Consider the following 25,308-nt stretch of genomic DNA (forward strand, 5'->3'; position numbering starts at 1 on the left):
GTTCGCCTTACCTGAACGACCGTCCTCTGTCCGGCAGCCTCGGTGCAGGGCTGAACGGCCGAGAGTGGGTCTTTCCTGCCGCCACGCACAAGGGCCAGCAATCCATCAATGTCCTCGAAGGAGGCACTGTCCGAGCCTGATCGCATGCATCAACGGCTTATCTAGGCTGCGCGTCCTCACGATGTTCGCGACCATCAAGGGCGTACACCCGGATTTCACCCGGACATCCCCTCATCCCACCGTCCGGGTAAAGAAAAAGCCCCAGAAAACCGCTTGGTTTTCCGAGGCTTATGATGGTGGGCGTGGCAAGGATTGAACTTGCGACCCCTGCGATGTCAACACAGTGCTCTACCACTGAGCTACACGCCCACGCTGGAACGGGCCTCTAGCCGCGCCTTGCCGAGGGTGCAAGGCGTTTCGGGTCAGCCGATGGCGAGAAATTTCTCGCGGCGCGCTTTGCGCAAGGCTTCGGGCGACAGCGCGCCCAGCGTATCGAGTTCCTCGACGATCGCCTGCTTGAGATTGGCGATGGCTTCCGGCGCATTCCGGTGGGCGCCGCCGAGCGGTTCGGGCACGATCCGGTCGATGACGTGGAGCGAGAGGAGGTCGGCGGCAGTGACCTTCATCGCCTCTGCAGCATCTGCCGCCTTGTCGGCGGTGCGCCACAGGATGGAGGCGCAGCCCTCGGGGCTGATCACCGAATAGACGGCATGCTCGAACATCAGCACGCGGTTCGCGGCGGCGATGGCGACTGCCCCGCCCGAGCCGCCCTCGCCGACGATCGCGGCGACCGAGGGCACCTTCAGCCCCAGGCCGCGCTCGGTCGCCCGCGCGATGGCCTCGGCCTGGCCCCTTTCCTCCGCCTGGACGCCCGGAAAGGCACCCGGCGTGTCGACCAGAGTGACCAGCGGCAAACCAAAGCGGTCGGCAAGGTCCATCAGCCGGATCGCCTTGCGATAGCCCTCGGGCTTGGCCATGCCGAAATTGTGCTTGAGGCGGCTCTGCGTGTCGGCCCCTTTCTCATGGCCGATCAGCATGACCTTGCGCCCGTCGATGCGGGCAAGGCCGCCGATGATCGCCTGGTCGTCGGCAAAGGCGCGGTCGCCGGCCAGCGGCACGAACTCGTCCGTCAGCCCCGCCACATAGTCGCGGAAGTGCGGTCGCTCCGCATGGCGCGCGACCTGCGTCTTCTGCCACGGCGTCAGGCGCCCGTAGGTTTCCCTGAGCAGCCGTTCGCTCTTGCCTTCCAGCCGCTCGATCTCGGGGTCGAGATCGATGTCCCCTCCGCGCGCCGTGTCCTTCAGCTCGGCAACGCGCGCTTCCAGTTCGGCGATCGGCTTTTCGAAATCGAGATAGGTCCGCATACCGGCTGGCGGCTAGGCCCGGCGCGCGGCCTTGGCAAGCATTGCTGCTGCTGCTTCAGCGCCGCGCGAGCGGGTGGACCCGGTTGACCAGTTCGACCAGCCTGCTGGCGTCGACATGGGTGTAGATCTGCGTGGTGGCAATGTCGGCGTGGCCGAGCAGTGCCTGGAGGACGCGCAGGTCGGCGCCGTTCGCCAGCAGGTGCGTCGCAAAGGCGTGACGAAGGACGTGCGGACTGACCCGTTCGGGCGCGATTCCCGCCTCGGCGGCCATGGCGCGCACGAGCTGGAACAGTCGCACCCGGCTGATGTGCGCCTTGCCGCCGGGGAACAGCCAGGTGCCGCTTTTCGGCATGGTCTCCCGCCAGCGCGCGACCGCCGTCCGGGCGCGGTCGGAAATGGGCACCAGCCGTTCCTTGCCGCCCTTGCCGGCGAGGATGAGGAAGGGCTCGGGCCGAGCCAGCGCGCGAAACGGCAGGCTGACCAGCTCGGTCGCCCGGAGGCCCGAGCCGTAGAGCAGTTCGAGGAGTGCAAGGTTGCGCAGCCGAAGCGGCTCCCCGCTCGCCGCCCGCGCCTCGGCCTCGGCGAACATGGCATCGACTTCGCTTGGCTCGAGGATGCGCGGGAGAGGGCGGACTGTCCGCGGCCTTGGCAGCGAGCCGGACGGGTCGTCGCGCCGCAGCCCCTCGTCGACCAGGAAGCCGTAAAAGCGCCGAAGCGCCGCCGAGCGCCGGGCCAGGGTCGCCGGACTGAGCTCCGCCCAGGCGCCGGCCAGCTTGCCGATCTCCTCCGCCCTGGCGTCGCCAAGCACGCCCATTACGTCGGCGGCGGACGCAAGGTCGCTGCGGTAAGCGAGCAAGGTGTTGCGCGCGGCGCCCTGCTCGGCCGCGAGCGCATCGGCGAACCGGTCGACGAGGGCCCGATCCTCCGCCCTCATGGAATCAGGTTCGGGCGAGCATCTCGGCGGCGATCATGCGCGCCTGATGGTCGAGCCCGGCGCCCCGCATGGCGCGAAGCGAGCGGAAGAGGTGAGAGGCCGGGATGCGAACGGGATCGCGCGCCTGCATGCCGACTGCTGCCAGCAGCATCACGCTACCCGCCTGCCCGCGCTCGCCAGCCTCGTTCATCAGCCGGGTCCAGCTATTTTCGCGGCCCAGTCCGAAGCCGTATTCGCGGTTGAGGTTGGTCGCGGCTTCCGAACTGATCCGGCCGACCCCAGCAAGGCCCGCCACCAGCAGCTTCGATCGCGCCTTTCCAGCACTCGTGTCGCGGCCGATGAAGTCGTCGATGCGATCTTCCGACAGGTCGACGTTGGCGTCGGTGCCGAGTGCCAGCAGCGCCCAGGACTCATCGCCCGCCTTGTCGTCGCCAAGTTCGCCGACCGCGGCCGCCCAGCGTGCCGCCGCCTGGTCGCGCCCACCGGCAAGCAGGGAAGCGATCAGCCTCGGGACATCGGATCCGAGCGCCGCATTGGGCCGCACCCGGGCCGCGGCGAGCGACAGCATGGCCTCGCTCGCCAGCTTCTGGATGGGATCGTTCCCCTCTCCCCACAGGCGCCGCATGGCCTCGATCCGCTCGGCCTCGTCGCGCGCGGCAAAGGCGAGGCGAAGCTGCCAGGCATCGGTTTCGGCGAGGTCCGACGGATCGGTGGCATCGTACATCGCCGCGTAAAGATCGGTCAGCGCGGCCGAAGAAAAGACGCCAAGCCCGGTCGCGATCCGCGCCGAGGCGAGCCTCTGCTCGGGGCTCAGCATCGGCGCCCGTGCCTGCCAGGCCCGCAGCCGCAGCGGGGCGCGGTTCACGAGATTTTCGGGCGGGACCATGCCGGTCGCCGCCGACAGGCCGAAGCGCCAGGCGGTGAGCCCCTCGACCTTGTCCCATTCTACCGTCACGGCACGCCCGGTATCGGCCCCTGCGCCGACCACCTTGTCGGCGAGCACATGGTCGATGCCGGTAATCGGACCGCGCCGCCGCGCCTGCTCGATCCGGCTCGCGGCACTGGTCGCCTCACCTGCAAGGCCGGCGCACATGGCGTCCACCAGCGGCAGCACCTTGCCCTCGACCCGCTGCATCTTCTCGCGCAGCGGGCAGAGCGCGCCGGGGTCGGCGCTGGCGAGGGCGCTCTGCACCGCCACCTGGGTGAGCTTCGGCGAAAAATCGGCAACGTCCACGCCAGCGACGAGCATCGCCGCCGCATCGGCCTCGCCCATGCGCAGCAGCAGCCACGCCCGCTCGGCAACCCAGTCGACCGGATTGACCTCTGGCGGTGCCGGGCTTCGCGCCAGCAAGGCATTGCGCAGGCCGATGTGCAGCCAGCGATTGGGGATCGGCGTGTCGAGCCGGCGCATCAGCCCGGACAGGAAGCCGCCGTGCGCCCGCCCCCAGGGCTCGGCCCCGAGCCCCCATGCGGCGGGATCGATCGCTCCGACCAGTCGCGGGTCGCGCCGGGAATCGTCCGGGATCTCGACCGGTGGCAAGGGGGCCGGAATCTCGGCCAGATCCTCTTCGGTCAAGCTCTCGGTCTCGACCACCGACGAGCTTTCGCCGCGGCCCTGGCGCTCGGCCCGGTTCGCCTCGGCAGCGCTGCTGTCGGGCGACTGCCCGCGCGGAGTCGTCTGTTCGGGCGGCGGTGCCGTTTCGTTGAAGCCGGGCGGAAGCAGGCTCTCCTGCGCCAGCGCAAGCGCCGGCAGCGCCAGTCCGGCGAGCGCCGCCCCGACCAGCAGTGCCCGCTTAGGCCGGGCGGGCAACGTCCACCTCGATCGGCCGGGTCGGTACTTCCTTCGCGCTGCCGGCCAGCCAGATGGCGAGCGCCACGGCCAAGGCAAGGATGACCAACCAGATGATGAGCCCGCGCGCCGGGTGCGGGGGACGCCTACGTATCGCCATGAGGCGGGCTTTTGCCGACTGAGAGCCACGCTGTATAGCCCTGCTGGTCATGGCCAGGCGTCCTCTCCCCTTCGATGGCAAGCTCGACCGCCCCCTGGTGCTGGTCGGACTCATGGGCGCGGGCAAGTCGACGGTCGGCCGCCGCCTCGCCCGCCGACTCGGACTTCCGTTCGTCGACAGCGACAGCGAGATCGAGGATGCGGCCGGTCTCAGCGCCGGCGAAGTCTTCCGCCGCTTCGGCGAGCGCGATTTTCGCGACGGCGAGCGGCGGGTGGTGGCGCGGCTCGCCGGGGGACCGGTGCGGGTGATCGCCACCGGCGGCGGCGCCTTCGTCGATCCGGCCACCCGTCGCCTCCTCAACGACAAGTGCATCACCATCTGGCTCGACGCCTCGGTCGACCTCCTCGCCGAGCGCACCGCGCGCCGGCCGGAGACCCGCCCGATGCTCGCCAACGGCAGCCGGGCCGAGACTCTCGCCCGCCTGATCGACGAACGCCGACCGTCCTATGCCGAGGCCCATATCCGCATCATGAGCGAAGGCGGCGCGCACCATGAGGTAGTCGAGAAGATCGTCGCCGCGCTCGAACGCCACCTTCAGGAGCAAGTGTGAAGAACCTTACCGTCGAAGCCGGGGACGAACGCTATGACGTGCTCGTCGGCCGCCTTGAGGATTGCCGAAGCCGCCTCCTGCCCCTCGCCGCGGGGCGACCGCTGACCGTGGTCACCGAGCCCAAGGTGTGGGGCATCCATGGCGCGCGCCTCCAGGCCCTGCTGCCCTGCGACCCGGTCCTCGTTCCCGAAGGCGAGGAGGCCAAGGACTGGCCGCACCTGCAGGCGCTGATCGGCGCCTTCGCCGAGCGCAACCTCGACCGCTCGGCGGCCGTGGCGGCATTTGGCGGCGGATCGGTCGGCGATCTCGCCGGACTTGCCACCGGCCTGTTCAAGCGCGGGCTCCCGCTCGTCCACATCCCTACCACGCTGCTCGCCCAGGCGGACAGCGCGGTCGGCGGCAAGACGGCGATCGACGCGCTCGGGCAGAAGAATCTCGTCGGCATGTTCCACCAGCCGCGCCTGGTGATCGCCGACGTGACCTTGCTCGACACGCTCGACCCCCGCCAGCTTCGCGCCGGCTATGCCGAAGTCGTCAAATATGGCCTGATCCGCCACGAGGCCTTGTTCGGCTGGCTGGAGGGGCATGGGTCGGCGCTGATCGCCGGGCAGCGGGAATATCGCGAGGAGGCCATCTGGCAGAGCGTTGCGGCCAAGGCCCGAACGGTGGAAGCCGACGTCACCGACCGCAATGGCGCCCGGGCGCTGCTCAACTTCGGCCACACCTTCGCCCATGCGCTGGAAAGCGCCGCCGGCCTCGGCACCATCCTCCACGGCGAGGCGGTCGGGATCGGCATGATCCTCGCATTCGACCTTTCCGCCGAGCTCGGCCTCTGCTCGCACGACGAGGCAAGACGGGTGCGCAGGCACCTGGCGGACATCGGCCTCCCGACCACCATCGCCGAGACCGGGGTCGACCGCGCCGCGCTCCTGCCGCTGATGAGGGCCGACAAGAAGAACGACGGGGGAGCGCTCCGCCTCGTCCTCACCCGCGGCATCGGCGACGCTTTCCTCAGCGAGGGAGTAGAGGAGCAGGTGCTCGCCGCCTTTCTCGATCGCGCCGCCTAGTCCTCCAGCGGCGCCTGGGCGAAGCTGCGATCCATTCCGCTCCGGAGGTCGCCGGACTCGGTCTGCAGCCGGAAGCGTTCGTGGTCCCGCTCGCGATATTCGCGTTCGACCCGCGCCACCTCGCGCTCGGCGATGCCAAGGGTCGCCAGCGCCGCGCGGCCCATCGCCACCGCGCTGTCGAACACCTCGCGCTGCAGCAGCACGACGTCGAGGCCTTCGAGCGCCATCGCCTGGCGGCGATCGAACACCCGCACCATCACCCGCGCCTTCGGAAAGGCCTCGACGATCGTCTCCAGCTGGTCACGGCCGAAGTCGGCGTCGTCGTGGCAGAAGAAGATGCCCTCGGCCTCGGCCGCGCCCGCCGTCCGGAGCAGGTCGATCCGCGTTCCGTCGCCATAATAGACCTTGGTCCCGAACTGGCCCGACAGCTCGATCTGGCTCGGCTTCAGGTCGATCAGGGTCACCGGAATGCGCTTGGCCATGAGCATCTGCGCGACGGTCTGCCCGAAGCGGCCGTAGCCGACGACGATGACATTGGTCGCGGGGCTGAATTCCGGCCCTTCGAGGTCGACGTGCTTCTCCGGCTGGCGCGCCTGGAGCCAGCCGATGAAGCGCATGAGGAAGGGCGTCGCCACCATCGAGGCGGTGACGACGGCGCCAAGCAGGCTTGCCTGCTCGAGCGTGATCAGCCGCCCGGCGGCGGCGCTGGCGAACAGGACGAAGCCGAACTCGCCTGCCTGGGACAAGAGCAGGGACAGCGTCGCCGCCCGCCCGGGCACGCTGCCGAAAGCGCGGGCGATGGGGTAGAGCACGCCCGCCTTGAGCGCGATCACCGCCGCCGCAAGGCCGATGACCAGCAGGGGCTGGGCGGCGATCACGCGCAGGTCGAGCAGCATGCCGACCGACATGAAGAAGAGGCCCAGCAGGATCGAGCGGAAGGGCTCGATGTCGCTTTCCAGCTCGTGCCGATAGGGACTCTCCGCGAGCATCACGCCGGCGACGAAGGCACCGAGCGCGACCGACAGGTGGAGCGCATGCATCAGCGCCGCCGCGCCGATCACCGTCAGCAGGCCGGCGACCACGAACAGCTCGCGCTCGCCGAGGCGGCCGATCAGCGTGTAGAGCGGCGCAATGAGGAAGCGGCCGGCGAGCACCAGCCCGATCACCGCCGCGATCGTGAGGCCGGTCATCTCCAGCCCGGACGGACTGTCCGGATCGCCGCCGACGCTCAGCGCCGCCGTCAGCGTGATGAGCGGGATCAGCGCCAGATCCTGAAGCAGCAGGATGGAAAAGGCCCGCTCGCCATGCGGGCTGTTCATCTCACCGGTCGAACGCAGCATCGGCAGCACCTGCGCGGTCGACGACAGGCCGAGCGCAAGCCCGATCGCCAGCGCCGGCCCCCAGGCGAGGCCGAGCACCAGCTTCACCAGCACCGACAGCACCGCGCCGGCGGCAAGCAATTGCGCGAGGCCGAGGCCGAAGATCTCCTTTTTCATCCGCCACAGCCGCGCGGGCTGCAGCTCGAGGCCGACGAGGAACAGCAAGAGGGCGATGCCGATCTCGCTCACCCGGTTGATCGCCGCCGCGTCGCCCGACAGGTTGAGCACCGACGGCCCGACCACCACGCCGCCCACGATATAGCCGAGGGTCGCACCGAGCCCCAGGCGGCGGAACAGACCGACGAACAGCAAGGCTGCGCCGAGGAGGACGGTCATCCAGGTGAGGAAGTCGTTCATGCTGCTCCCCTGCTCTCCCGCGAAGGCAGAAGACCGGTGCCATCTTCCGTGGGACGCCGACAAGAACAACCGGGCCCCTGCATTCGAAGGGGAGCAAATGGCCTCACGAGTCCAGCGCCTTCAGCAAGGCATCGAACGGGAGCAGCGCCGCGCCGTGCCGCCCGGTCCGTCCCTGCACCGGCGCCAGCGCGGCGAGCGTCTCCGGCAGCTCGCCCCTGCCCTCCAGCCACGCCTTCAGCGCCGCCCGCATGACGATCACTTCCGCCCGAAGCCGTCCGGGCGCCCAGCCCTGCACCAGCGCCGCGCTCGCCTGGCCGTAGGCGCAGGCGGTGACCTTCTGCGCAAGCGCCTCGATCCGCCCGTCTGCGGTGCGCAGCTCGGCGCGGATGGTCGATCCGCACGTCACCGACCGCGCCTCGCCGGCATGGGTGGCGCCCGCGACGCTCGTCTCCACCGGCAGCGATGCGGCCAGCCGGAGGATGTCGAGCGTGTAGGGCGGCTCGCGGGTCATGCGCCGGGCAGACGGAAAAAAGGCATAGCGTCCACTTCGTCCAGTTTCGCGCCAGGGCCCGTTGCCCCGCGGGACGGACGAGGAGCGAGGAGGGCTTCACGAATGGACATGGGACCGCCGCTGGGCTGCGCCAAGCCTTTAGCCCATCTGGTTCGAAAAGGCAAGCCAGGCGTCACGCCCGTCGCCACGTCGTCCCCTGCGGTCCGTCCTCGAGCAGGATGCCTTCGGCCTTGAGTTCGTCGCGGATGCGGTCGGCCTCGGCGAAGTCGCGCGCCTTCTTGGCGGCGGTTCGGGCCTCGACAAGGCCGTCGATGCGCGCGTCGCCATCGCCGCGGAACCATTGCTCACCAGTTTGCTGAAGCAGGCCCAGCAACTTTGCTGCCGAGATTGCAGCAGCTGCGGCAGGGCTCTCCATACGGCCAGGAGCCCCGAATAAGTGGAGCACGCCGTCAAGGCCTGCGTTGATTTTGGCTATTGCTGCGGGGGTGTTTAAGTCATCGCCGAGTGTTTCGAGGAAGTCAGTCTGTGGCTCTGGAAACTCGGTGCCGTGACCTTCAAGGAGCAGCTTGGCTCTATACCACCTGTCCAGCGTCGCCTTGCTCTGCTGGATCAGCGCTTCCGTCCATGGCAGCGGCGAGCGGTAGTGGGCGCTGAGCAGGGCCAGCCGCAGCACCTCGCCCTTGTGACCGGCGCCGAGCAGCTCCTCCGGCGTCACCACGTTGCCGAGGCTCTTGCTCATCTTCTCGGCGCCGAAATCGACGAAGCCGTTGTGCAGCCAGTAGCGCGCAAGCGGCTTGCCGCCGTGGGCGCAGCGCGATTGCGCCGCCTCATTCTCGTGATGCGGGAAGACGAGGTCGATGCCGCCGCCGTGAATGTCGATGGTCTCGCCAAGGTGGCGCCGGATCATCGCCGAGCATTCGATGTGCCAGCCCGGCCGGCCGCGGCCCCAGGGACTGTCCCAGCCGACCTGGCCTTCCGCCGAGGGCTTCCACAGCACGAAATCGCCCGGCGCCTTCTTGTAGGGCGCGACCTCGACCCGGGCACCGGCGAGCATAGCTTCCCGGTCCCGCCGCGACAGCGCGCCATAATCGAGATCGGAGGCGACATCGAACAGCACATGGCCTTCCGCCGCATAGGCATGGCCCTTGTCGATCAGCGCCTCGATCATCGCGATCATCGGCGCGATCTCGGCGGTGGCGTGGGGCGCGATGGTCGGCGGCCGGACGCCGAGCGCGCCGGTATCCTCGAGATAGAAGCGCTCGTAGCGCTCGGTGATGACCGAGGTCGGCACCCCTTCCGCATCGGCGGCGGCCATGATCTTGTCGTCGACGTCAGTGACGTTGCGGGCATAGACGAGGCTGTCCTCGCCGTAGCTATGGCGGATCAGCCGGGCGAGCGTGTCGAACACCACTGCCGGGCGCATGTTGCCGATATGGGCGCGGCCATAGACGGTCGGTCCGCACACATACATGGTGATGCGGCCGGGGTCGGCGGGCTCGAAGGCGCGCTTCTCGCGCGCGGCGGTGTCGTAAAGGTGGATCATGGCTCGTCGTTTCGCTTGAGGCGGGTCTCGTTCCAGGTGGCGAGCAGGGCGCGGCCGCTGGCGTCGAGCAGGGGAAAGGTCCGGCTCTCGCGCATCCACTCCGGCCGCTCGGCGCGGGCGCCATAGACGAGGTCGGTGCCGAGGTTGGCGAGCAGGAAGAAGAGGGTCGCGCCGATCAGGCCCTTGAGCATCCCGAACCCGCCGCCGAGCAGCCGGTCGAGCGGGCCGAGGGCCGAGGCGCGCGCCTGCTTGCCGAAGCGGTAGGCAAGGAAGCGGATGCCGAGATAGGCGGGCAGGAAGAGGATGATGAAGGCGAGCGCCGCGGCGCCCGTCGGGCCCTTCGCCACGCCGCTGACCGCTTCGGCGACCGGCGCATGGAAGAGGATCAGCACGACCACCCCCGCTGCCCAGGCCGCCAGCACCAAAGCTTCCTGCACAAAGCCGCGCACGAACCCGACCAGCGCACCGCCGCCGAGGGCGAGGAGGACGAAGGTGTCGAGCGCGGTCATGGTGCGGTGCGGGATAGGGTGAGGCCGGTGCCACCGCAACTCCCCTCCCGCTTGCGGGAGGAGTCGGGGGAGGGCCTGTCGCTTGAAAGGGAGGACAGGCCCTCCGCTAGCCCCTCCCGCAAGCGGGAGGGGAATCATTCACCGCCCCATCACCTTCTCGACCAGCCCGCGCAGCTGGCCGAAGCGCGCGACCTGGATGCCGCTGGCCTCGACCCCGCCCGGCACCCATGCCTGCTCGAAGCCGAGCTTGGCCGCTTCCTTGAGGCGCAGCGCCGTATGGGCGGCCGGACGGACCTCGCCCGACAGCGCGACTTCGCCGAGCACCACCGCTTCGGCCGGCACCGGCCGTTCGCTCAGCGCCGAGACCAGTGCCGCCGCCACGGCCAGGTCGGCCGCGGGATCCTGCAATTTGTAGCCGCCGGCGACATTGAGATAAACTTCGGCGGTGGCGAAGCTGACCCCGCAGCGCGCCTCCAGCACCGCCAGCAGCATGGCGAGGCGCGAGCTGTCCCAGCCGACCGCCGAGCGCCGCGGGGTCGCCCCGCTCGCCAGCCGGACGGTCAGCGCCTGGATTTCGACCAGCACCGGGCGCGTGCCCTCGAGCGCGGGGAAGATGGCGGTGCCGCTGACCGGATCATCGCGGCGGGTGAGGAACAGGGCGCTCGGGTTCGGCACCTCGGCAAGACCCGCGCCCTCCATCGCGAAGACGCCGATCTCGTCGGTCCCGCCGAAGCGGTTCTTGACCGCGCGGAGGATGCGATACTGGTGGCTGCGCTCGCCCTCGAAGCCGAGCACGGCGTCGACCATATGCTCGAGCACGCGCGGGCCGGCGATCGAGCCGTCCTTGGTGACGTGGCCGACGAGGATCAGCGCCGTGCCGCGCTCCTTGGCGAAGCGGATCAGCTCCTGCGTGCTGGCGCGGACCTGGCTGACCGTTCCCGGGGCGCCCTCGATCAGGTCCGAATGCATGGTCTGGACGCTGTCGATCACCAGCAGCGCCGGCGGGCTCTCGGCCTGGAGGGTGGTGAGGATGTCGCGCACGCTGGTGACGCTCGCCAGCCGTACCGGCGCCGCGCCGAGACCGAGCCGGAGCGCGCGCAGCCGGACCTGGTCGACCGCTTCCTCGCCCGACACATAGACCGCGCCCTTGCCGGCCGCGGCGACCGCCGCCGCCACCTGCAGCAGCAGGGTCGACTTGCCGATCCCCGGATCGCCCGCCAGCAGCATCGCCGAGCCCGGCACCAGCCCGCCGCCGACCGCCCGGTCGAACTCGGCGATGCCGGTCGAAATGCGCACCGGCAGCGCGACCTCGGCATCGAGCCCGACCAGCTCGATCGCCCGCCCGCCGCTCTGCAGGTCGTGCTTCTGGCTGAACACGGTCGGCGCCGCGCTCTCCTGCACCAGCGTGTTCCATTCGGCGCAGTCGGGGCATTGCCCCTGCCAGCGGGGCTGGACCGACCCGCAGGCCTGGCAGACGTATCGAGCTTTCAACTTGGCCATCGCCGGCCCGGCCTAAAGATCAGTCCCGGCGCAGGCAACGGGCGGCGATCTGATCCGTTAACGATCCGCAACCCAGCAGGAGAAGACTTATGCCCTATGCCAAAGGTAAGGATGGCACGATGCTCTATTACAAGGACTGGGGCCAGGGCGACCCCGTCGTGCTGCTTCACGGCTGGCCGCTGACGGGCGACACGTTCGACGATCTCGCGATCAAGCTGGTGGACGCCGGCAAGCGCTGCATCATCCCCGATCGCCGCGGCTTCGGCCGGTCCGACCAGCCGTGGACCGGTTATGACTATGACACGTTCGCCGACGACGTCGCCGCTATCCTCGAGGAGGCGGACATCAACCAGCCGGTGGCGCTGGTCGGCTTCTCGATGGGCGGCGGCGAGGTCGCGCGCTTCCTCTCCAAGCAGGGCAAGGGCCGGGTCAGCGCGGCGGTGCTGGCGAGCTCAGTGGTGCCCAAGGTGGCGCAGAGCGACGACTGGCCGGACGGCGTGCCCCAGTCGAAGCTCGACCAGATCACGGCCGAGATGAAGACCGACCGGGCCGGCTTCCTCAAGACCTTCCTTCACCAGTTCTACGGCTGGGGCGTCTTGTCCCGTCCGGTCAGCGAAGGGGTGATCGACGCCGGCTTCCACCAGGCGATTCAGGCCGGTGCCCGCCCGACCTATGCCGCGGCCGAAGCCTGGGCGATGACCGACTTCCGTCCCGACCTGCCCGCTTTCGAAGGCGTTCCGACGCTGATCCTCCACGGCACCAGCGACCAGAACGTCCCGATCGAGGGCACCGGCCGAAAGGTCGCCGAGGCGCTGCCGCATGCGACGCTGATCGAATATGACGGCAGCCCGCACGGCATCTTCGAGACCGACAAGGAGCGCTTCTGCCGCGACGTGACGGAATTCCTCACCCGCGAGACGCGCGGCACCAGCGCCGACACCAGCGCCAGCGCCATCCCGCTGAACAGCTAGACCAGAACCTCCCGCGCGGCCCCCTGGCTCAGGAATGCCTGGGGGCTCGCGGTGAGGCCGTAGGCCCCGGCGCAGAAGATGGCGATCACGTCGCCCACCTCGGCCCGGGGCAGCATGACCTCGTCGGCCAGCAGGTCGAGCGGGGTGCAGAGGCAGCCGACGATGGTCACTTCCTCTTCCGGCTCGGCACCGAAGCGGTTGGCCACCGCCACCGGGTAATTGCGCCGAAGCAGCTGGCCAAAGTTCCCGCTCGCCGCCAGCATGTGGTGGAGCCCGCCGTCGACCACGAGGAAGGTCTTGCCGCGGCTGACCTTCCGGTCGACCACCCGCGTCAGATAGACCCCGCATTCGCCGACCAGCCATCGGCCGAGCTCGACGATGAAGTTGGTGTCGCGCAGGATCGCCGACCGCTCCGCCAAAGTCTCCTCGAGCGCTGCGCCCACCGCCGCGACGTCGAGCGGCCGGTCGCCCGGGAAATAGGGAATCCCGAACCCGCCGCCGAGGTTCACTTCCGGTGGCGTGAGGCCCAGCTCCTCGGCAATCTCGCCGGCGAGCGCCACCGTCGCCCGCTGCATCTCGATCAAGGCTTCGGCGCTCAGCGACTGCGAGCCCGCATAGACATGCAGCCCGCGCCATTCCGCCCCGGCTTCGACGATCCGCCGCACCAGGCCCGGCACGAGCTCGTGGTCCACCCCGAACTGGCTCGCCAGTCCGCCCATCTTCATGCCCGAGCCCTTGAGCCCGAACGGCGGGTTCACCCGCACCGCCACCCGCGGCCGCCGTGCCGCAATTTCACTACCTCCCAAGACCACAGGGGAAGCCGCAGCCGCAGCCCCGGCCGCAGCCGACCCTCCCGCTGCCGCTGACACCCTCAGCAAGCGTTCCAACTCAGCTTCACTCTCGACTTGAAAGGTGATTCGCCTTTCAAGTCCGTACCGCAGCTCTTCGTCGCGTTTGCCGGGCCCGGCGAAGCTGACGGGGAAGGCGAAGCGGGTGGCGCTGGTGGGGCCGTACCGATTGACAGTGCTCGGAGCGTTGGACGGGCCGGGCGGATCGGAGGGGGCGGAGTGCCGGCCAAGCGCTTCCTCCAGGCGCTGCAGTTCGCCCATGCTGGCGAGGTCGAAGCCGTCCACTTCCCCCGCGAACTTCTGCAGCAGGGGACCGAAGGGGTTGGCCTTCACCGCATAATGGAGCGCCACCTCTGCCGGCATGGCGGCGCGGAAGCGGTCGATGCGCGCCTTGGCGACCGACCAGTCGTAGGCGAAGACCGGACCGGCGTCGACGGCGAGATCGGTCGCGCGGCGCACCATGCCAGGCGCGCGCCCGATCAGCAGGTGGCCATCCTCGTCCGCCCGAAAGTCCGTCGGGGTCGGTCCCATCGCCTTCATGGCCGCACCTCCAAGCTCAACGCCGCGCGATCGATCTTGCCATTGGGCGACAGGGGCAGCGCCTCCATCCACCGTATCTCGCTCGGCCGCAAATGCGCCGGAAGCTCGGCGGCGAACCAGGCCCTGAGCCGCTCGTCCGAATGCTCGCCCCTGGCGACCGCCACCAGCAGGATGCGCTGCCCCAGCCGTTCGTCCTTCACCCCGAATGCGGCGCAATCCTCCACCGCACCGCTCGCGATCGCCGCTTCCTCGACTTCGGACGGCGACACGCGGTGTCCCGACACCTTGATCATCGCATCGTCGCGCCCCCTGATCCGCAGCAGGCGGTCGGCGCCGATCGCCGCCCGGTCGCCCGACCAGACTTCCTTGCCACCTGGGCCGTCACGGAAGCGCTGCGCCGTGCGCTCGGGATCGTTCCAATAGCCCTGCGCCACGAGCGGTCCCCCGTGCACCAGCTCGCCCTCCTCGTCCGGCGCCGCAACGCTTCCGTCTGCCCGCCGTACCGACAGCTCGGCGAACGGAATGGCCGTGCCGACCGAATCCGGCTTCTCGTCGACCAAGGCAGGATCAAGGCTCGCCGAACGGAAGGCCTCGGTGAGACCGTACATGAGGTGAAGCCGCGCCTGCGGGAACAGCGCGCGCAGCCGCCGCACCAGCGGTTCCGGCATATGCCCGCCACTGTTGGTCAGGGTCCTGAGGCTCGCCCCTGCTTCGCCCCACGCCTGCTCGGCGAGCTGCACCCACAGCGGCGGCACGCCGGCGAGCACGGTGGCGCCCGTCCGCTCGACCGCCCGCACGACGTCGCGCGGCAGGAGATAATCGAACCCGATCGCCTCCCCGCCCGCGGCCCAGGTCGAATGCAACTGGTTCTGGCCATAGTCGAAGGCGAGCGGGAGCACGCACAGGGTGCGGTCGTCGGCCCCGAGCCCGAGGTAATGCGCCACGCTCACCGCGCCGAGCCAGAGATTGGCATGGCTGAGCATGACGCCCTTGGGCCGCCCGGTCGAACCCGAGGTATAGAGCAGGGCCGCCAGCCTCTCCGGCTCGCAGGCCGAGGGCGGCAAGGCATCGCTGCCTGTCTCCCACTCCTCCAGCGCGATCGCTTGCTCCGGCCGCTCCTCGAGCGTCTCCAGCCGCGCCCGGTTCGCCACGAGGAGCCGCGCGCCGCTGTCGGCAAGGATGTGCTCGGCCTGCGCTCGGCGAAGCACCGGATTGATCGGCACGTGCACCAGCCCGGCGCGGGCGGCGGCAAGCGGCGCGATGCAGGCGAAGGCGGTCTTCCCCATCCAGCTGGCTAGGCGGTCGCCCGGCCGCAGCCCGAGCGCGAGGAAGCGATGCGCCATTCGCCCGGCCCCCTCGTCGAGCGCCGCATAGGTCCAGCGCTCCGCGCCGACCCGCAGCGCCGGCGCTTGCAGCCCGCCACGCAGGGCAAGATGGTCGAGCGGCCTCGGACGGGGATCGGGAGCAGCCATGGCGGGCCCGAAATGGCCGCTAACTTGCGCCTTGGCCAGCCCTCCCCTAGGGGCGGCGCACCATGGCGGCCAAGCCCAACCCCTCGCCCAACGCGGGCCATGACGATGCGCTCCGCGCCCTGCTCGCCGAGACGCTCGGCCTGACCGAGGCGCGCGTCGCCGGCTTCGATGCCGACACCGAGCTGTTCGGCGCCCTGCCGGAGTTCGACTCCATGGCGGTCGCCAACCTCCTCACCGGTATCGAGGAAAGGTTCGGCGTGCTGATCGAGGACAGCGACGTCGAAGCCGAGGACTTCGCCACCTACGGCAGCCTGCGGGCCTTCGTGGAGCGGCTCGCCGCATAAGGCCGGTTCGCCGCGCCACTCGCGCACCGGCTTTCACTTTCTTGTCATAATCCTGCGAGAAATGGTGAAAGCTTCGTTAACGCTTGGTCGGTAATGGGCGGTCACATGAACTCCCGCGCGACCTTCCTGACTGAGGCTGAACTGAGCCCTCGCTTTCTCGCCGCAACTGGAACGCTGCGCGAGGCGGTCGCCATGTTCCAGCAGGATGCGGACCTGCGCCTGCTGGCGGTACTGGATGCGGACAGGCGACCCCGCGGCGCGATCTTCGAGAAGGACGTGCGCCGGCTCCTGCTCAACCCTTATGGCCACGCCCTGCTCCAGAACCCGACGGTCAGCGCCGACATCGCCTCCTTCCTCCGCCCCTGCCCGACGATGGAGGTGACGGAAGACATTGGCGCACTGGTCGATCATTATCGCCGCCGCGACGGCCGCGAGGGCATGATCCTGACCCGCCGCGGCCTGCTCCACGCCACCCTGTCCAACCGGCGGCTGCTAATGCTTGCGACCGGGGCAGAAGCGGCCGCCGCCGCCGCGAGGCTCCGGCGGGCCGAGCGGATCGAAAGCTTCTCCACCCGCTTCGAGGGCCAGGTGGCGTCCCTGTCGAGCCAGATGGTCGGGCTTGCCAACAGCGTCCAGCGCCTTGCCGAAGCGACCGTGGATCGGGCCCAGATCGCCGGAACGCGCGCGGCCGCGGTGGCCAGCGCCGCGTCCCAGACCCGCACCAGCATGGTCGACGTGGCGCGCAGCGGGGTCGGTCTGGCGGCGGCGTTCGACCAGATCGAGCGCAGCCTTGAGCAGAGCCGGGCAGTCGCCCGCCGGTCGGCCGAACGGGTCAGCAGCGGAGTCGACCGCTCGCGCCGGCTGGCCGACGGCACGCGCACCATCGACCAGGTCATGGCGCTGGTCGGCGAGATCGCCGGCAAGGTGAACCTGCTGTCGCTCAATGCCAGCATTGAAGCCGCAAGGGCCGGAGCGGCGGGTGCCGGCTTCGGCGTCGTCGCCGCCGAGATCCGCGGGCTTGCCGACCAGACCCAGGCCGCGACGGAAGGCATCAGCGGTGAGATCGGCGCTCTGCGCAGCGGAATTGCCGACGTCGCCGGTGACTTCGTCGAGATCGAGACCGCCATCGAGGAAATGGCCGCGAGCAGCCGCGATATCGACCGCGCCATCACCGCCGAAGCCCATACGACCCGGCTGATCGCCCGGACCGTCGGCGAGGCGCAGGACGCGGCCGTCTCGATCGAGGATGCGGTCGGAACGATCGTCCACTCGGTCCGCTCGGCGGCGGCGAGCGCAAAGGAACTGGACGCCATGGCCAACGACCTGCGCCGCGGCGCAGAGCTGTTGCAAAGCGAGGTGGGCGACTTCCTGGGCCTCGTCAGGGCCGCCTGAGCCCAGCCCTCAGTGCCGCCGATCGACAGGATCGTCGACCGCGGCGATTATTCCGCCGCCTGCAGCTCCGCAAATTCCTCCGCCGCGAGGAAGCGCTCGGCGTCGAGCGCGGCCATGCAGCCGGTGCCGGCCGCCGTCACCGCCTGGCGGTAGACCTTGTCCATCACGTCGCCGCAGGCGAATACGCCGGGGATGTTGGTCCGGGTCGAACCGGTCTCGACGGCAAGATAGCCGTCCTCGTCGAGGTCCAGCTGCCCGGCGAACAGCTCGGTCGCCGGCTTGTGGCCGATGGCGACGAACGCGCCGTCCACGTGAAGTTCGCTGAACTCGCCGGTGAGGCGGTTCTTGAGCCTGAGGCCCGTCAGGGCTTCGGGCTCACCGCCCGACAGAAACTCGTCCACTTCGCTGTTCCAGACGACGGTGATCGCCTTGTGGGCGAACAGCCGGTCCTGGAGGATCTTCTCCGCCCGCAGGCTGTCGCGGCGGTGGATCAGGGTTACGTCGTCCGAGTGGTTGGTGAGGTAGAGCGCTTCCTCGACCGCGGTGTTGCCGCCGCCGATGACCGCCACCTTCTTGCCGCGATAGAAGAATCCGTCGCAGGTGGCGCAGGCGCTGGCGCCCTTGCCCTTCATCCGCTCCTCGGTCGGAAGCCCCAGCCACTTGGCCTGCGCGCCGGTCGCGATCACCAGCGTGTCGGCGAGATAGGTGGTGCCGCTGTCGCCGTGGAGCCGGAACGGCCGGCCGTTCAGCTCGACCCGGTCGATATGGTCCCACACCATCCGGGTGCCGACTTGTTCGGCCTGGGCCTGCATCTCTTCCATCAGCCAGGGACCCTGGATGACGTCGCGGAATCCGGGATAATTCTCGACGTCGGTGGTGGTGGTCAGCTGGCCGCCGGGCTGGATGCCCTGGATCACGATCGGCTTCAGCCCGGCGCGGGCGGCATAGATGGCGGCGGTGAGGCCGGCCGGGCCGGAGCCCAGCACGATCATGCGGCTGTGGATGGTCTCGCTCATCGCTCTTACTTAGTGATCATGCTCGTGGCCGCCATGACCTTCGGCGGCGGGCGCCTCGGCCTTGGCCTTCATCTTCTCGCAGCAGGGCATGGGCTTGTCGCCCTTGCAGCAGTCCATCGTGCACTCGCCCTCGTGCTTCATGCCCTGGTGCTTGGCATGGTCCTTGTGGGCGTCGGCGGCAGGCGCCGGGGCGATGGCCGGAGCCGAAGCGGCGAGCAGTACGGAAGTCATCAATGCGATCATGGTCGGATCCTTCGAAGTTGGTTCGTCCTAGCTCAAGCTGTTTCCCTGCGAAAGCTGGGGCCGCTCGCTTCCTGCCACATCAGCAGGAAGACCGGCTGGCAGCAGCTCTTCAGCCCCGCCGGGCCGCCGTTCGACCCCGAACATCCCCGGCATGCCGAGCGGCGCAACCGCCAGGGCGATGAAGCCAACGAGGGTGAGCAACAGCCGAATCACCACGCCTCTGGCCCATGGCGCCGCTCCGCAGGGCCAGGGTTGCCGAGCCGGCCTTGGTGCGCGACCACTTCACATCGCCACCATCCAGACAGCCATTGCGACCATCCCGACATTCTCGGTCAGCGAGACAAAGCCGAGCGGCACGTTGCTCGATCCGCCGACGCAGGCGCATTTGAGCTCGCGTTTTTCGACATAGACGGCCTTGAACACCGACACCGCGCCGATTCCGCCGATGAACAGGGCGACCGGCACCGACAGCCACGTGGCCACGCCGCTCAGCATCAGCACGCCCGCCAGGCCCTCGAGCCAGGGATAGGCATAGGAATAAGGCACCCAGCGCTTCGCCAGCAGATCGTAATTGAGGAACATGGAGCTGAACTTCTCTACGTCCTGCAGCTTCAGGAGCGCGAGCACGCACATCGACAGTGCGATGAACCACTCGCCCGAGCGGACCGTGAGCGGCGTTCCGTAGACCGCGACGCTCAAGCCCAGCGCCATGGCCGCGGTCATCCCGAACAGCGCTGCCACCGGGCGGTAGCTGGTGGCACCCGGCTCGGCGACGCGCAGGCCGAGGAAACGGCGAAGGTCGTCGTGACCACCGATACGCTGCCCGTCGATGAACACCTGCGGAGTCGTCTTCACCCCGGCTTGTGCCTTGTAGGCGTTAACCTCCTCGCGAGTGGTGAGGTGGCGGTCCTCGACCTGATAGCCGCGGCTCTTCAGCAGGTGCAGCGCCTTCAGCCCGAACGGGCAGACATGGCCCGGCATGACCATGCGGACGAGGGTCGCTTGGGTTCGGGGGGAAGCAGGCCGGTTCATGCCGGCCGATATAGGTCGCCCGCCGGCTAGACCAACCTGCTCTGCTTGACCGCCGCCGCGATGAAGCTGGCGAACAGCGGATGCGGGTCGAACGGGCGACTCTTATATTCCGGGTGGAACTGGACGCCGACGAACCAGGGATGGTCCGGCCGTTCGACGATTTCCGGCAGCCGCCCGTCGGGGGATACGCCGCTGAACACGAGGCCGCTCTTCTCCAGCGCCGGCTTGTAATGAGCGTTGACTTCGTAGCGGTGGCGGTGCCGCTCGCTGATCGTGGTGCTTCCGTAGATGGCCGCGACATGGCTGTTGCCGCCGAGCACGGCCTCATAGGCGCCGAGCCGCATGGTGCCGCCGAGGTCGCCGCCCGCGCGCCGCTCCTGCAGCCCTTCCTCGCTCATCCATTCGGTGATCATGCCGACCACCGGCTCCGCCGTGTCGCCGAACTCGGTCGACGAGGCGCCCTCGACGCCGGCCGCGCGGGCACCCTCGATGCAGGCCATCTGCATGCCGAGGCAGATTCCGAAGAAGGGCACCTTGCGTTCCTTGGCGAAGCGGACGGAAGCGATCTTGCCTTCGGTCCCGCGCTCGCCGAAGCCGCCGGGCACGAGGATGGCATGCATCGGCTCCAGTTCGCCGAGCATGCTCTCTTCGCCCTTCTCGAACAGCTCCGCGTCCAGCCACCTGATGTTGACCTTGACCCGGTTGGCGATGCCGCCGTGGACCAGCGCCTCGCGGAGCGACTTGTAGGCGTCCGGCAGGCCGACATATTTGCCGACGACACCGATCGTCACCTCGCCCTCGGGGTGGTCGATGGCGTCCATCACGCTTTCCCAGCGGCTGACATCGGGCCGCGGATCGGTCGGCAGGCCGAACGCCTTCAGCACCTCGTCGTCGAGGCCTTCGCGATGATATTGCAGCGGCACGTCGTAGATCGAGCGGGCGTCGAGGGCCTCGATCACCGCGCTCTTCGGCACGTTGCAGAATTGCGCGATCTTGGCCCGCTCGGCCTCGGGGATCGGCATCTCGCAGCGGCACAGCAGGACGTCGGGCTGGACGCCGAGACTGGCGATCTCGCGGACGCTGTGCTGGGTCGGCTTGGTCTTGAGCTCGCCCGCCACCTTGATCCACGGCACCAAAGTGGTGTGGACGCTGACCGTCTGTCCGCGGCCGAGGTCGTTCCTCAGCTGGCGGATGGCCTCGATGAACGGCAGGCTCTCGATGTCGCCGACCGTCCCGCCGATCTCGCAGATGACGAAATCGAGGTCTTCGGTCTCGGCCAGCGCGAATTCCTTGATCGCGTTGGTGACGTGCGGAATGACCTGCACGGTCGCGCCGAGATAGTCGCCGCGCCGCTCACGGGCGATGATGTCGCGGTAGATGCGGCCGGTGGTGATATTGTCCGACTGGCGCGCCGACACGCCGGTGAAGCGCTCGTAATGGCCAAGGTCGAGGTCGGTCTCCGCCCCGTCGTCGGTGACATAGACTTCGCCGTGCTGATAGGGGCTCATCGTCCCCGGATCGACGTTCAGATAGGGGTCGAACTTGCGGATGCGGCACTTGTAGCCGCGCGCCTGCAGCAATGCTGCAAGACTAGCCGAGAGGAGACCCTTGCCGAGGCTGGAAACCACGCCGCCGGTAACGAAAACAAACCGCGCCATGGGAGTGTGGCCTTAGGGATGAACAGGCCGCCGGGGCAAGCCAAATATTTCGTCGTCCCGGCGCCGGCCGGGACCTCGGAAGATGAAAGCGCTTGATCGCCAAGGGTCCCGGCCTTCGCCGGGACGAAGACGGTTACTGCGCCAGCGGCACCGCGCCATTGTCGGCCGGAGCGGCGGGAGTCGCCGGCGCCTGCTGGACCGGCGCGGCCGGGGCCTGCGGCAGCGGCGCATTGGCGATCGCCGCGTCCACCTGCTGGCCGTTGTTGCGGGTGCCGGCGATCGCGGCGAGCGCGATGCACAGGATGATGAAGGCCCCGCCCAGCCAGGACGTCGCACGGCTGAGGAAATCGGCCGCACCGCGCGCGGTCATGAAGCCCGCCGACGATCCGCCGACGCCGAGCCCGCCGCCTTCCGAGCGCTGCAGCAGGATGACGGTGCAGAGCGCGATGGCGACCAGGGTCTGGACGATGAGCAGGAAGGTGAACATGGAGGCTTTCGGCAATGGGAAGGTTCGCGCGGGCACTTAGCGGCGGCGGCGGCCAAGTTCAATGACAGCCTCGCTTCCCCCTCGGGCGAGGGAGCCGCGGCTCAGTCCGCCCCCGCCTCGACGATCGGCAGGAAGTCCGCCGCCTTGAGGCTTGCCCCGCCGACCAGCGCGCCGCCGACGTTCGGCACGGCGAAGATCTCGCCCGCATTGCTCGCCTTCACCGACCCGCCATACAGGATCCGAACCCCCGCGCCCGTCTCCCCGTAAGCGGCGACCAACCGCTCGCGGATGGCGGAGTGCATCTCCTCGATGTCCTCGACCTCCGCCACGCGGCCCGTCCCGATCGCCCAGATCGGCTCATAGGCGAGCGCAAAGGTCCCAGTGTCGACAGGCCCGGCCGGCAGGGAGGCATCGACCTGCCGCCCGACCGTCTCGACCGCCCGGCCCGCCTCGCGCTCTTCCAGGCTCTCGCCGACGCAGAGGATGACCTTGAGCCCGGCGCCGAGCCCCGCCTCGGCCTTGGCCTTCACATGCCCGTCCGCCTCGCGATGAGCGTCGCGACGCTCCGAATGACCGACGATGACGATTCCGGCGCCCGCATCGTGGAGCATCGCCGCGCAGACGTCTCCGGTATGCGCGCCCTTCTCCTTGTGGTGGATGTCCTGCGCCCCGATCAGGAAGCCGGGCACCGCCTCCGCCGCGCGGTGGATCAGGGTCGCCGGCACGCACAAGGCCACCTCGACCGCGCCTTCGAACTTCTTCGACCATTCGGCGATGGTGCGGACCTCGCCGAGATCCTCGGACGTGCCATGCATCTTCCAGTTGCCCGCGATCAGCTTCACCATTGTCATCCGTTCACCTGTCGTTTTCGCCAGCGCGCCTAGCAAGCCGGTCAACTTGAAGGAAGGCGGCGCGGCCCCTAAAGCGCGTCACCGCATTCTCAGACGATCAGGAACGCCGCACTCCATGAAGACTTTCCGCCGCCTGTCCAAGTCGAAGTTCGGCACCGGCATCCTGATCCTCTTCCTGCTGCTGATCCTCGCCAGCTTCGCGGTCGCCGACATCGCCAACTTCAGCACCGGCGGCGGATCGCTGCCGCAGAATACGCTGGCCAAGGTCGGCAAGGTCGAACTGACCGCGGCCGAGCTCGACCAAGCGATGCAGCGGCGCCTGACGCAGGTCCGCCAGCAGAACCCACAGGCGACCTATGCCGATCTTGCCGGCGACTTCGACGCCATCGTCGATGCCCTGATCCAGGAGCGGACGCTGTGGGCCTATGCCCGCAAGCATGGCTTCACCGTGTCGAAGAAGCTGGTCGATGCCGAGATCGTGAAGATCCCAGGCACGCGCGGGCTCGACGGGCGCTTCAGCCAGGCGGCCTATGAAGCCTTCCTGCAGCAGCAGCGCCTTACCGACACCCAGCTCCGCCGCGAGATCGAGACCGCGCTTCTCCAGCGCCTCGTCATTGCGCCGGTCGCCACCAATGCCCGCCTGGGGCAGGGCGTCGCGCGCCCCTATGCCGACCTGCTGCTCGAACAGCGCACCGGCAGCCTCGCGCTCGTCCCCTTCGCCGCCTACACCGCCGGCCCGGCCCCGACCGACGCCGAGCTCCAGGCCTTCTATCGCCAGAACGTTCAGCGCTACACGGTGCCGGAGCGCCGCGCCTTCCGCATCGCCCGAATCACCGACGAGCAGCTCGGGAACATCGCCGCCACCGACCAGGAGATCGCGGCTTACTATCAGCAGAACCAGGCGACCTATGGCGGCGTCGAGCGGCGCGTCATCAGCCGCGCCACACTGCCCGACCAGGCCGCCGTCGCGGCCATCGCCCAGCGCGCCAAGGCGGGCGGCACCTTCGCCGCCGCCGCCGCGCCGGCCGGCTTCACCGCCAGCGACGTCAGCGTCGGTCCGCAGACCCGCGCCGAGCTTGCCGCCAAGACGGGCGAGGCGGTCGCCGCCCAGGTCTTCGCCGCGCCCGCCGGTGCGGTGATCGGGCCGGTCCAGTCGTCGACCGGCTTCGACGTCATCAAGGTCGAGAGCATCCAGGCCGCCGGCGGCCGCAGCCTCGCCGACGTGCGCGGCGAGATCGCCGCCAAGCTGACGGCCGACAAGCGCAAGAATGCCCTCGCCGACCTCGTCACCAAGGTCGAGGACGGCCTCGCTTCCGGCCGCACTTTCGAGGAAGTGACCACCGCCGAGAGGCTGCCGGTGCTGACGACCCCGCCGCTGACCCGCGCCGGCGGCGCCTTCGACCAGCCCGCCTTCAAGCTTCCGCCCGACTATGCCGCGGTGCCCGGCGCCAGCTTCGACCTCGGCGTCGACGACGACCCCATCGTCGAGCCGCTTCCGAACGAGGCCGGCTATGTGCTGGTCGACGTGACCGACGTGGTGCCGCCCGCCCCTGCTCCCCTCGCCCGTATCGCCGACCAGGTCCGCAGCGACTTCATCGGCCGCCGCGCAATGGACCGGGCCAATGCCGCCGCGACACAGGTGCTGGCCGCGATCAACCGGGGTACGCCGATGGCCGAGGCGGTCGCCGCCCTCAACCAGTCGGGCGTCCGGCCGCCGGAAGCGATCGACCTGCGCCGCGGTGCGCTCAGCCAGTTCGCGCAGCAGGGCCAGGAGATCCCGCCGCCGCTGCGCATCTTCTTCACCCTCGCGCCCGGCAAGGCGCAGCGCGCGGCCGGCCCGTCGGGCATCTACCTCGTCAAGCTCGACAAGGTCGTGCCGGGCAATGCCGCCGGCAACCCGCAGCTGATCGCCTCGGAGCTGACCTCGCTCCAGCGCAGCGCCAGCGAGGAGCTCGCCCTGCAGTGGCTTAACGCCGCCCAGAAGGAACTCGGCGTCGAGCGCAACGAGGCCGCCATCCGCGCCGCCCGCAGCCGCATCATCGGCGGCAGCGTCGCGCAGTGATCCCACCCTCTCCCGATCGGGAGAGGGTCGACTCGCACGAAGGCGAGCGGGGTGAGGCCGCGCCCGCCGGGTTGCGTCGGCCGGCGGCGGGCAACCTTCTCGTCATCGACAATGTCGACAGCTTCACGTTCACCCTGGTCGATTATTGCCGCCAGCTCGGCGCCTCTGTCGACGTCGTCCGCGCCGATGCGCTGACCGTGGCCGAGGCGCTCGCCCACCCGGGTCCCCTGCTGATCAGTCCCGGCCCCGGTCATCCCGCCGATGCGGGCATTTCCGTCGCCCTCGCCGCCGCCTGCATCGTGGCCGGCAAGCCGCTGCTCGGTGTCTGCCTCGGCCACCAGGCCATCGGACTGGCATGTGGCGCCACCATCGCCCGCGCCGCGCCCATGCACGGCAAGACCGACGCCATCGCCCACGACGGCCGCGGCCTGTTCGCCGGCCTTCCCACCCCGCTCACCATGACCCGCTACCACAGCCTGGTCGTCGAACGGCTGCCGGCCGACCTCCACGCCACCGCTTATGGCAGTGACGGCACGATCCAGGCGCTCAGCCATCGCAGCGCTCCGGTCCATGGCGTCCAGTTCCACCCCGAAAGCATCGCCAGCGACCATGGCCTCGCCCTGCTCGCGAACTTCCTTCGTCAGGACTCTTGACGCACCCTGAAACGTT

Annotated in this window: 26 protein-coding genes and 1 tRNA gene; 8 read left to right on the plus strand and 19 right to left on the minus strand. The window is 69.3% G+C overall.

All coding sequences use genetic code 11. The features are described 5' to 3' along the window. The first annotated feature begins 181 nt into the window (after positions 1-181). Positions 182-316, plus strand: coding sequence for a hypothetical protein (locus tag JOY29_RS04705; RefSeq protein WP_300975034.1), 135 nt, complete (start codon positions 182-184; stop codon positions 314-316). Here JOY29_RS04705 and JOY29_RS04710 read toward each other — a convergent pair. From JOY29_RS04710 to JOY29_RS04730, 5 genes are all read right to left on the minus strand, one after another. Next, positions 295-369 (minus strand) — tRNA-Val (locus JOY29_RS04710). The genes JOY29_RS04705 and JOY29_RS04710 overlap by 22 nt on opposite strands. Positions 370-422: 53 nt before the next feature. Beyond that, positions 423-1,364, minus strand: a complete 942-nt coding sequence (locus tag JOY29_RS04715) for an acetyl-CoA carboxylase carboxyltransferase subunit alpha (RefSeq protein WP_300975035.1) — start codon at positions 1,362-1,364, stop codon at positions 423-425. 55 nt (positions 1,365-1,419) lie between these two features. Further along, the gene (locus tag JOY29_RS04720) at positions 1,420-2,298 is read right to left on the minus strand and encodes a tyrosine recombinase (protein WP_300975036.1); all 879 of its coding nucleotides are present in this window, start codon (positions 2,296-2,298) and stop codon (positions 1,420-1,422) included. Between the two features lie 4 nt (positions 2,299-2,302). Further along, positions 2,303-4,108: a hypothetical protein gene (locus JOY29_RS04725; RefSeq protein ID WP_300975037.1), complete on the minus strand. Its 1,806-nt coding sequence runs from the start codon at positions 4,106-4,108 to the stop codon at positions 2,303-2,305. Beyond that, positions 4,092-4,247, minus strand: coding sequence for a hypothetical protein (locus JOY29_RS04730; protein ID WP_300975038.1), 156 nt, complete (start codon positions 4,245-4,247; stop codon positions 4,092-4,094). The genes JOY29_RS04725 and JOY29_RS04730 overlap by 17 nt, the downstream gene beginning before the upstream one ends. 49 nt (positions 4,248-4,296) lie before the next feature. Here JOY29_RS04730 and JOY29_RS04735 point away from each other — a divergent pair, with 49 nt between their 5' ends. After that, complete coding sequence (locus tag JOY29_RS04735; RefSeq protein ID WP_300975039.1) at positions 4,297-4,857, plus strand: shikimate kinase; 561 nt, start codon at positions 4,297-4,299, stop codon at positions 4,855-4,857. Continuing rightward, positions 4,854-5,924, plus strand: coding sequence for a 3-dehydroquinate synthase (locus tag JOY29_RS04740; protein ID WP_300975040.1), 1,071 nt, complete (start codon positions 4,854-4,856; stop codon positions 5,922-5,924). Before JOY29_RS04735 ends, JOY29_RS04740 begins: the two co-directional genes overlap by 4 nt. On the opposite strand, the gene JOY29_RS04745 is transcribed toward JOY29_RS04740, so the two are convergent. The 5 genes from JOY29_RS04745 to radA all read right to left on the minus strand — a co-directional run bounded on the left by JOY29_RS04745 (position 5,921) and on the right by radA (position 11,723). After that, on the minus strand, positions 5,921-7,660 hold the full coding sequence (locus JOY29_RS04745; protein ID WP_300975041.1) for a cation:proton antiporter: 1,740 nt from the start codon (positions 7,658-7,660) through the stop codon (positions 5,921-5,923). The genes JOY29_RS04740 and JOY29_RS04745 overlap by 4 nt on opposite strands. 103 nt (positions 7,661-7,763) lie before the next feature. Further along, complete coding sequence (locus tag JOY29_RS04750) at positions 7,764-8,171, minus strand: iron-sulfur cluster assembly scaffold protein (protein WP_300975042.1); 408 nt, start codon at positions 8,169-8,171, stop codon at positions 7,764-7,766. Between the two features lie 172 nt (positions 8,172-8,343). Beyond that, positions 8,344-9,714, minus strand: a complete 1,371-nt coding sequence (gene cysS / locus JOY29_RS04755) for a cysteine--tRNA ligase (protein ID WP_300975043.1) — start codon at positions 9,712-9,714, stop codon at positions 8,344-8,346. After that, on the minus strand, positions 9,711-10,223 hold the full coding sequence (locus JOY29_RS04760) for a CvpA family protein (RefSeq protein ID WP_300975044.1): 513 nt from the start codon (positions 10,221-10,223) through the stop codon (positions 9,711-9,713). Before JOY29_RS04760 ends, cysS begins: the two co-directional genes overlap by 4 nt. A 138-nt stretch (positions 10,224-10,361) precedes the next feature. Beyond that, positions 10,362-11,723 (minus strand): DNA repair protein RadA, encoded by a 1,362-nt coding sequence (gene radA, locus JOY29_RS04765; protein ID WP_300975045.1) that lies wholly within the window; start codon positions 11,721-11,723, stop codon positions 10,362-10,364. A gap of 89 nt (positions 11,724-11,812) precedes the next feature. On the opposite strand from radA, the gene JOY29_RS04770 reads away from it, so the two are divergent. Continuing rightward, the gene (locus JOY29_RS04770; RefSeq protein ID WP_300975046.1) at positions 11,813-12,694 is read left to right on the plus strand and encodes an alpha/beta hydrolase; all 882 of its coding nucleotides are present in this window, start codon (positions 11,813-11,815) and stop codon (positions 12,692-12,694) included. On the opposite strand, the gene JOY29_RS04775 is transcribed toward JOY29_RS04770, so the two are convergent. Both JOY29_RS04775 and JOY29_RS04780 read right to left on the minus strand, forming a co-directional pair. Next, positions 12,691-14,082, minus strand: a complete 1,392-nt coding sequence (locus JOY29_RS04775; RefSeq protein WP_300975047.1) for a pyridoxal-dependent decarboxylase, exosortase A system-associated — start codon at positions 14,080-14,082, stop codon at positions 12,691-12,693. The two genes, JOY29_RS04770 and JOY29_RS04775, sit on opposite strands and share 4 nt — an antisense overlap. Further along, positions 14,079-15,554: an AMP-binding protein gene (locus tag JOY29_RS04780; RefSeq protein WP_300975048.1), complete on the minus strand. Its 1,476-nt coding sequence runs from the start codon at positions 15,552-15,554 to the stop codon at positions 14,079-14,081. The genes JOY29_RS04775 and JOY29_RS04780 overlap by 4 nt, the downstream gene beginning before the upstream one ends. Before the next feature lie 62 nt (positions 15,555-15,616). On the opposite strand from JOY29_RS04780, the gene JOY29_RS04785 reads away from it, so the two are divergent. Further along, positions 15,617-15,898: an acyl carrier protein gene (locus JOY29_RS04785; RefSeq protein WP_300975049.1), complete on the plus strand. Its 282-nt coding sequence runs from the start codon at positions 15,617-15,619 to the stop codon at positions 15,896-15,898. A gap of 105 nt (positions 15,899-16,003) precedes the next feature. Then, positions 16,004-17,290, plus strand: coding sequence for a methyl-accepting chemotaxis protein (locus JOY29_RS04790; protein WP_300975050.1), 1,287 nt, complete (start codon positions 16,004-16,006; stop codon positions 17,288-17,290). A 47-nt stretch (positions 17,291-17,337) separates the two neighbouring features. On the opposite strand, the gene trxB is transcribed toward JOY29_RS04790, so the two are convergent. The 7 genes from trxB to tpiA all read right to left on the minus strand — a co-directional run bounded on the left by trxB (position 17,338) and on the right by tpiA (position 22,577). Beyond that, the gene (trxB, locus tag JOY29_RS04795) at positions 17,338-18,306 is read right to left on the minus strand and encodes a thioredoxin-disulfide reductase (RefSeq protein ID WP_300975051.1); all 969 of its coding nucleotides are present in this window, start codon (positions 18,304-18,306) and stop codon (positions 17,338-17,340) included. A 9-nt stretch (positions 18,307-18,315) separates the two neighbouring features. After that, positions 18,316-18,549, minus strand: a complete 234-nt coding sequence (locus tag JOY29_RS04800; RefSeq protein WP_300975052.1) for a hypothetical protein — start codon at positions 18,547-18,549, stop codon at positions 18,316-18,318. Between the two features lie 27 nt (positions 18,550-18,576). Beyond that, positions 18,577-18,750, minus strand: coding sequence for a hypothetical protein (locus tag JOY29_RS04805; RefSeq protein ID WP_300975053.1), 174 nt, complete (start codon positions 18,748-18,750; stop codon positions 18,577-18,579). 81 nt (positions 18,751-18,831) lie between these two features. Continuing rightward, positions 18,832-19,581, minus strand: a complete 750-nt coding sequence (locus JOY29_RS04810) for a glutaredoxin (RefSeq protein WP_300975054.1) — start codon at positions 19,579-19,581, stop codon at positions 18,832-18,834. A gap of 26 nt (positions 19,582-19,607) precedes the next feature. Next, positions 19,608-21,239: a CTP synthase gene (locus JOY29_RS04815; protein WP_300975055.1), complete on the minus strand. Its 1,632-nt coding sequence runs from the start codon at positions 21,237-21,239 to the stop codon at positions 19,608-19,610. 133 nt (positions 21,240-21,372) lie between these two features. Then, the gene (gene secG / locus JOY29_RS04820) at positions 21,373-21,726 is read right to left on the minus strand and encodes a preprotein translocase subunit SecG (protein ID WP_300975056.1); all 354 of its coding nucleotides are present in this window, start codon (positions 21,724-21,726) and stop codon (positions 21,373-21,375) included. Positions 21,727-21,827: 101 nt separating this feature from the next. Further along, entirely contained in the window at positions 21,828-22,577 is a 750-nt protein-coding gene (gene tpiA, locus JOY29_RS04825) for a triose-phosphate isomerase (RefSeq protein WP_300975057.1), read from the minus strand. A gap of 115 nt (positions 22,578-22,692) precedes the next feature. Here tpiA and JOY29_RS04830 point away from each other — a divergent pair, with 115 nt between their 5' ends. Next, positions 22,693-24,639: a peptidyl-prolyl cis-trans isomerase gene (locus tag JOY29_RS04830; RefSeq protein WP_300975058.1), complete on the plus strand. Its 1,947-nt coding sequence runs from the start codon at positions 22,693-22,695 to the stop codon at positions 24,637-24,639. Positions 24,640-24,710: 71 nt separating this feature from the next. Next, entirely contained in the window at positions 24,711-25,292 is a 582-nt protein-coding gene (locus JOY29_RS04835) for an aminodeoxychorismate/anthranilate synthase component II (RefSeq protein WP_300975480.1), read from the plus strand. Positions 25,293-25,308 lie beyond the last annotated feature (16 nt).

This window comes from Sphingomonas sp. LHG3406-1, assembly GCF_029637485.1.
Classification (GTDB): domain Bacteria; phylum Pseudomonadota; class Alphaproteobacteria; order Sphingomonadales; family Sphingomonadaceae; genus Sphingomicrobium.

What these genes read in the sequence shown, in the direction of transcription:
- JOY29_RS04760 (WP_300975044.1), bottom strand. Translation starts at nt 10,223, where the DNA reads ATGACCGCGCTCGACACCTTCGTCCTCCTCGCCCTCGGCGGCGGTGCG.
- JOY29_RS04815 (WP_300975055.1), bottom strand. Translation starts at nt 21,239, where the DNA reads ATGGCGCGGTTTGTTTTCGTTACCGGCGGCGTGGTTTCCAGCCTCGGC.
- JOY29_RS04715 (WP_300975035.1), bottom strand. Translation starts at nt 1,364, where the DNA reads ATGCGGACCTATCTCGATTTCGAAAAGCCGATCGCCGAACTGGAAGCG.
- JOY29_RS04730 (WP_300975038.1), bottom strand. Translation starts at nt 4,247, where the DNA reads ATGGCGATACGTAGGCGTCCCCCGCACCCGGCGCGCGGGCTCATCATC.
- JOY29_RS04790 (WP_300975050.1), top strand. Translation starts at nt 16,004, where the DNA reads ATGAACTCCCGCGCGACCTTCCTGACTGAGGCTGAACTGAGCCCTCGC.
- cysS (WP_300975043.1), bottom strand. Translation starts at nt 9,714, where the DNA reads ATGATCCACCTTTACGACACCGCCGCGCGCGAGAAGCGCGCCTTCGAG.
- JOY29_RS04735 (WP_300975039.1), top strand. Translation starts at nt 4,297, where the DNA reads ATGGCCAGGCGTCCTCTCCCCTTCGATGGCAAGCTCGACCGCCCCCTG.
- tpiA (WP_300975057.1), bottom strand. Translation starts at nt 22,577, where the DNA reads ATGACAATGGTGAAGCTGATCGCGGGCAACTGGAAGATGCATGGCACG.
- JOY29_RS04720 (WP_300975036.1), bottom strand. Translation starts at nt 2,298, where the DNA reads ATGAGGGCGGAGGATCGGGCCCTCGTCGACCGGTTCGCCGATGCGCTC.
- JOY29_RS04810 (WP_300975054.1), bottom strand. Translation starts at nt 19,581, where the DNA reads ATGAACCGGCCTGCTTCCCCCCGAACCCAAGCGACCCTCGTCCGCATG.
- JOY29_RS04830 (WP_300975058.1), top strand. Translation starts at nt 22,693, where the DNA reads ATGAAGACTTTCCGCCGCCTGTCCAAGTCGAAGTTCGGCACCGGCATC.
- secG (WP_300975056.1), bottom strand. Translation starts at nt 21,726, where the DNA reads ATGTTCACCTTCCTGCTCATCGTCCAGACCCTGGTCGCCATCGCGCTC.
- JOY29_RS04705 (WP_300975034.1), top strand. Translation starts at nt 182, where the DNA reads ATGTTCGCGACCATCAAGGGCGTACACCCGGATTTCACCCGGACATCC.
- JOY29_RS04750 (WP_300975042.1), bottom strand. Translation starts at nt 8,171, where the DNA reads ATGACCCGCGAGCCGCCCTACACGCTCGACATCCTCCGGCTGGCCGCA.
- JOY29_RS04745 (WP_300975041.1), bottom strand. Translation starts at nt 7,660, where the DNA reads ATGAACGACTTCCTCACCTGGATGACCGTCCTCCTCGGCGCAGCCTTG.
- trxB (WP_300975051.1), bottom strand. Translation starts at nt 18,306, where the DNA reads ATGAGCGAGACCATCCACAGCCGCATGATCGTGCTGGGCTCCGGCCCG.
- radA (WP_300975045.1), bottom strand. Translation starts at nt 11,723, where the DNA reads ATGGCCAAGTTGAAAGCTCGATACGTCTGCCAGGCCTGCGGGTCGGTC.
- JOY29_RS04780 (WP_300975048.1), bottom strand. Translation starts at nt 15,554, where the DNA reads ATGGCTGCTCCCGATCCCCGTCCGAGGCCGCTCGACCATCTTGCCCTG.
- JOY29_RS04770 (WP_300975046.1), top strand. Translation starts at nt 11,813, where the DNA reads ATGCCCTATGCCAAAGGTAAGGATGGCACGATGCTCTATTACAAGGAC.
- JOY29_RS04775 (WP_300975047.1), bottom strand. Translation starts at nt 14,082, where the DNA reads ATGAAGGCGATGGGACCGACCCCGACGGACTTTCGGGCGGACGAGGAT.
- JOY29_RS04800 (WP_300975052.1), bottom strand. Translation starts at nt 18,549, where the DNA reads ATGATCGCATTGATGACTTCCGTACTGCTCGCCGCTTCGGCTCCGGCC.
- JOY29_RS04785 (WP_300975049.1), top strand. Translation starts at nt 15,617, where the DNA reads ATGGCGGCCAAGCCCAACCCCTCGCCCAACGCGGGCCATGACGATGCG.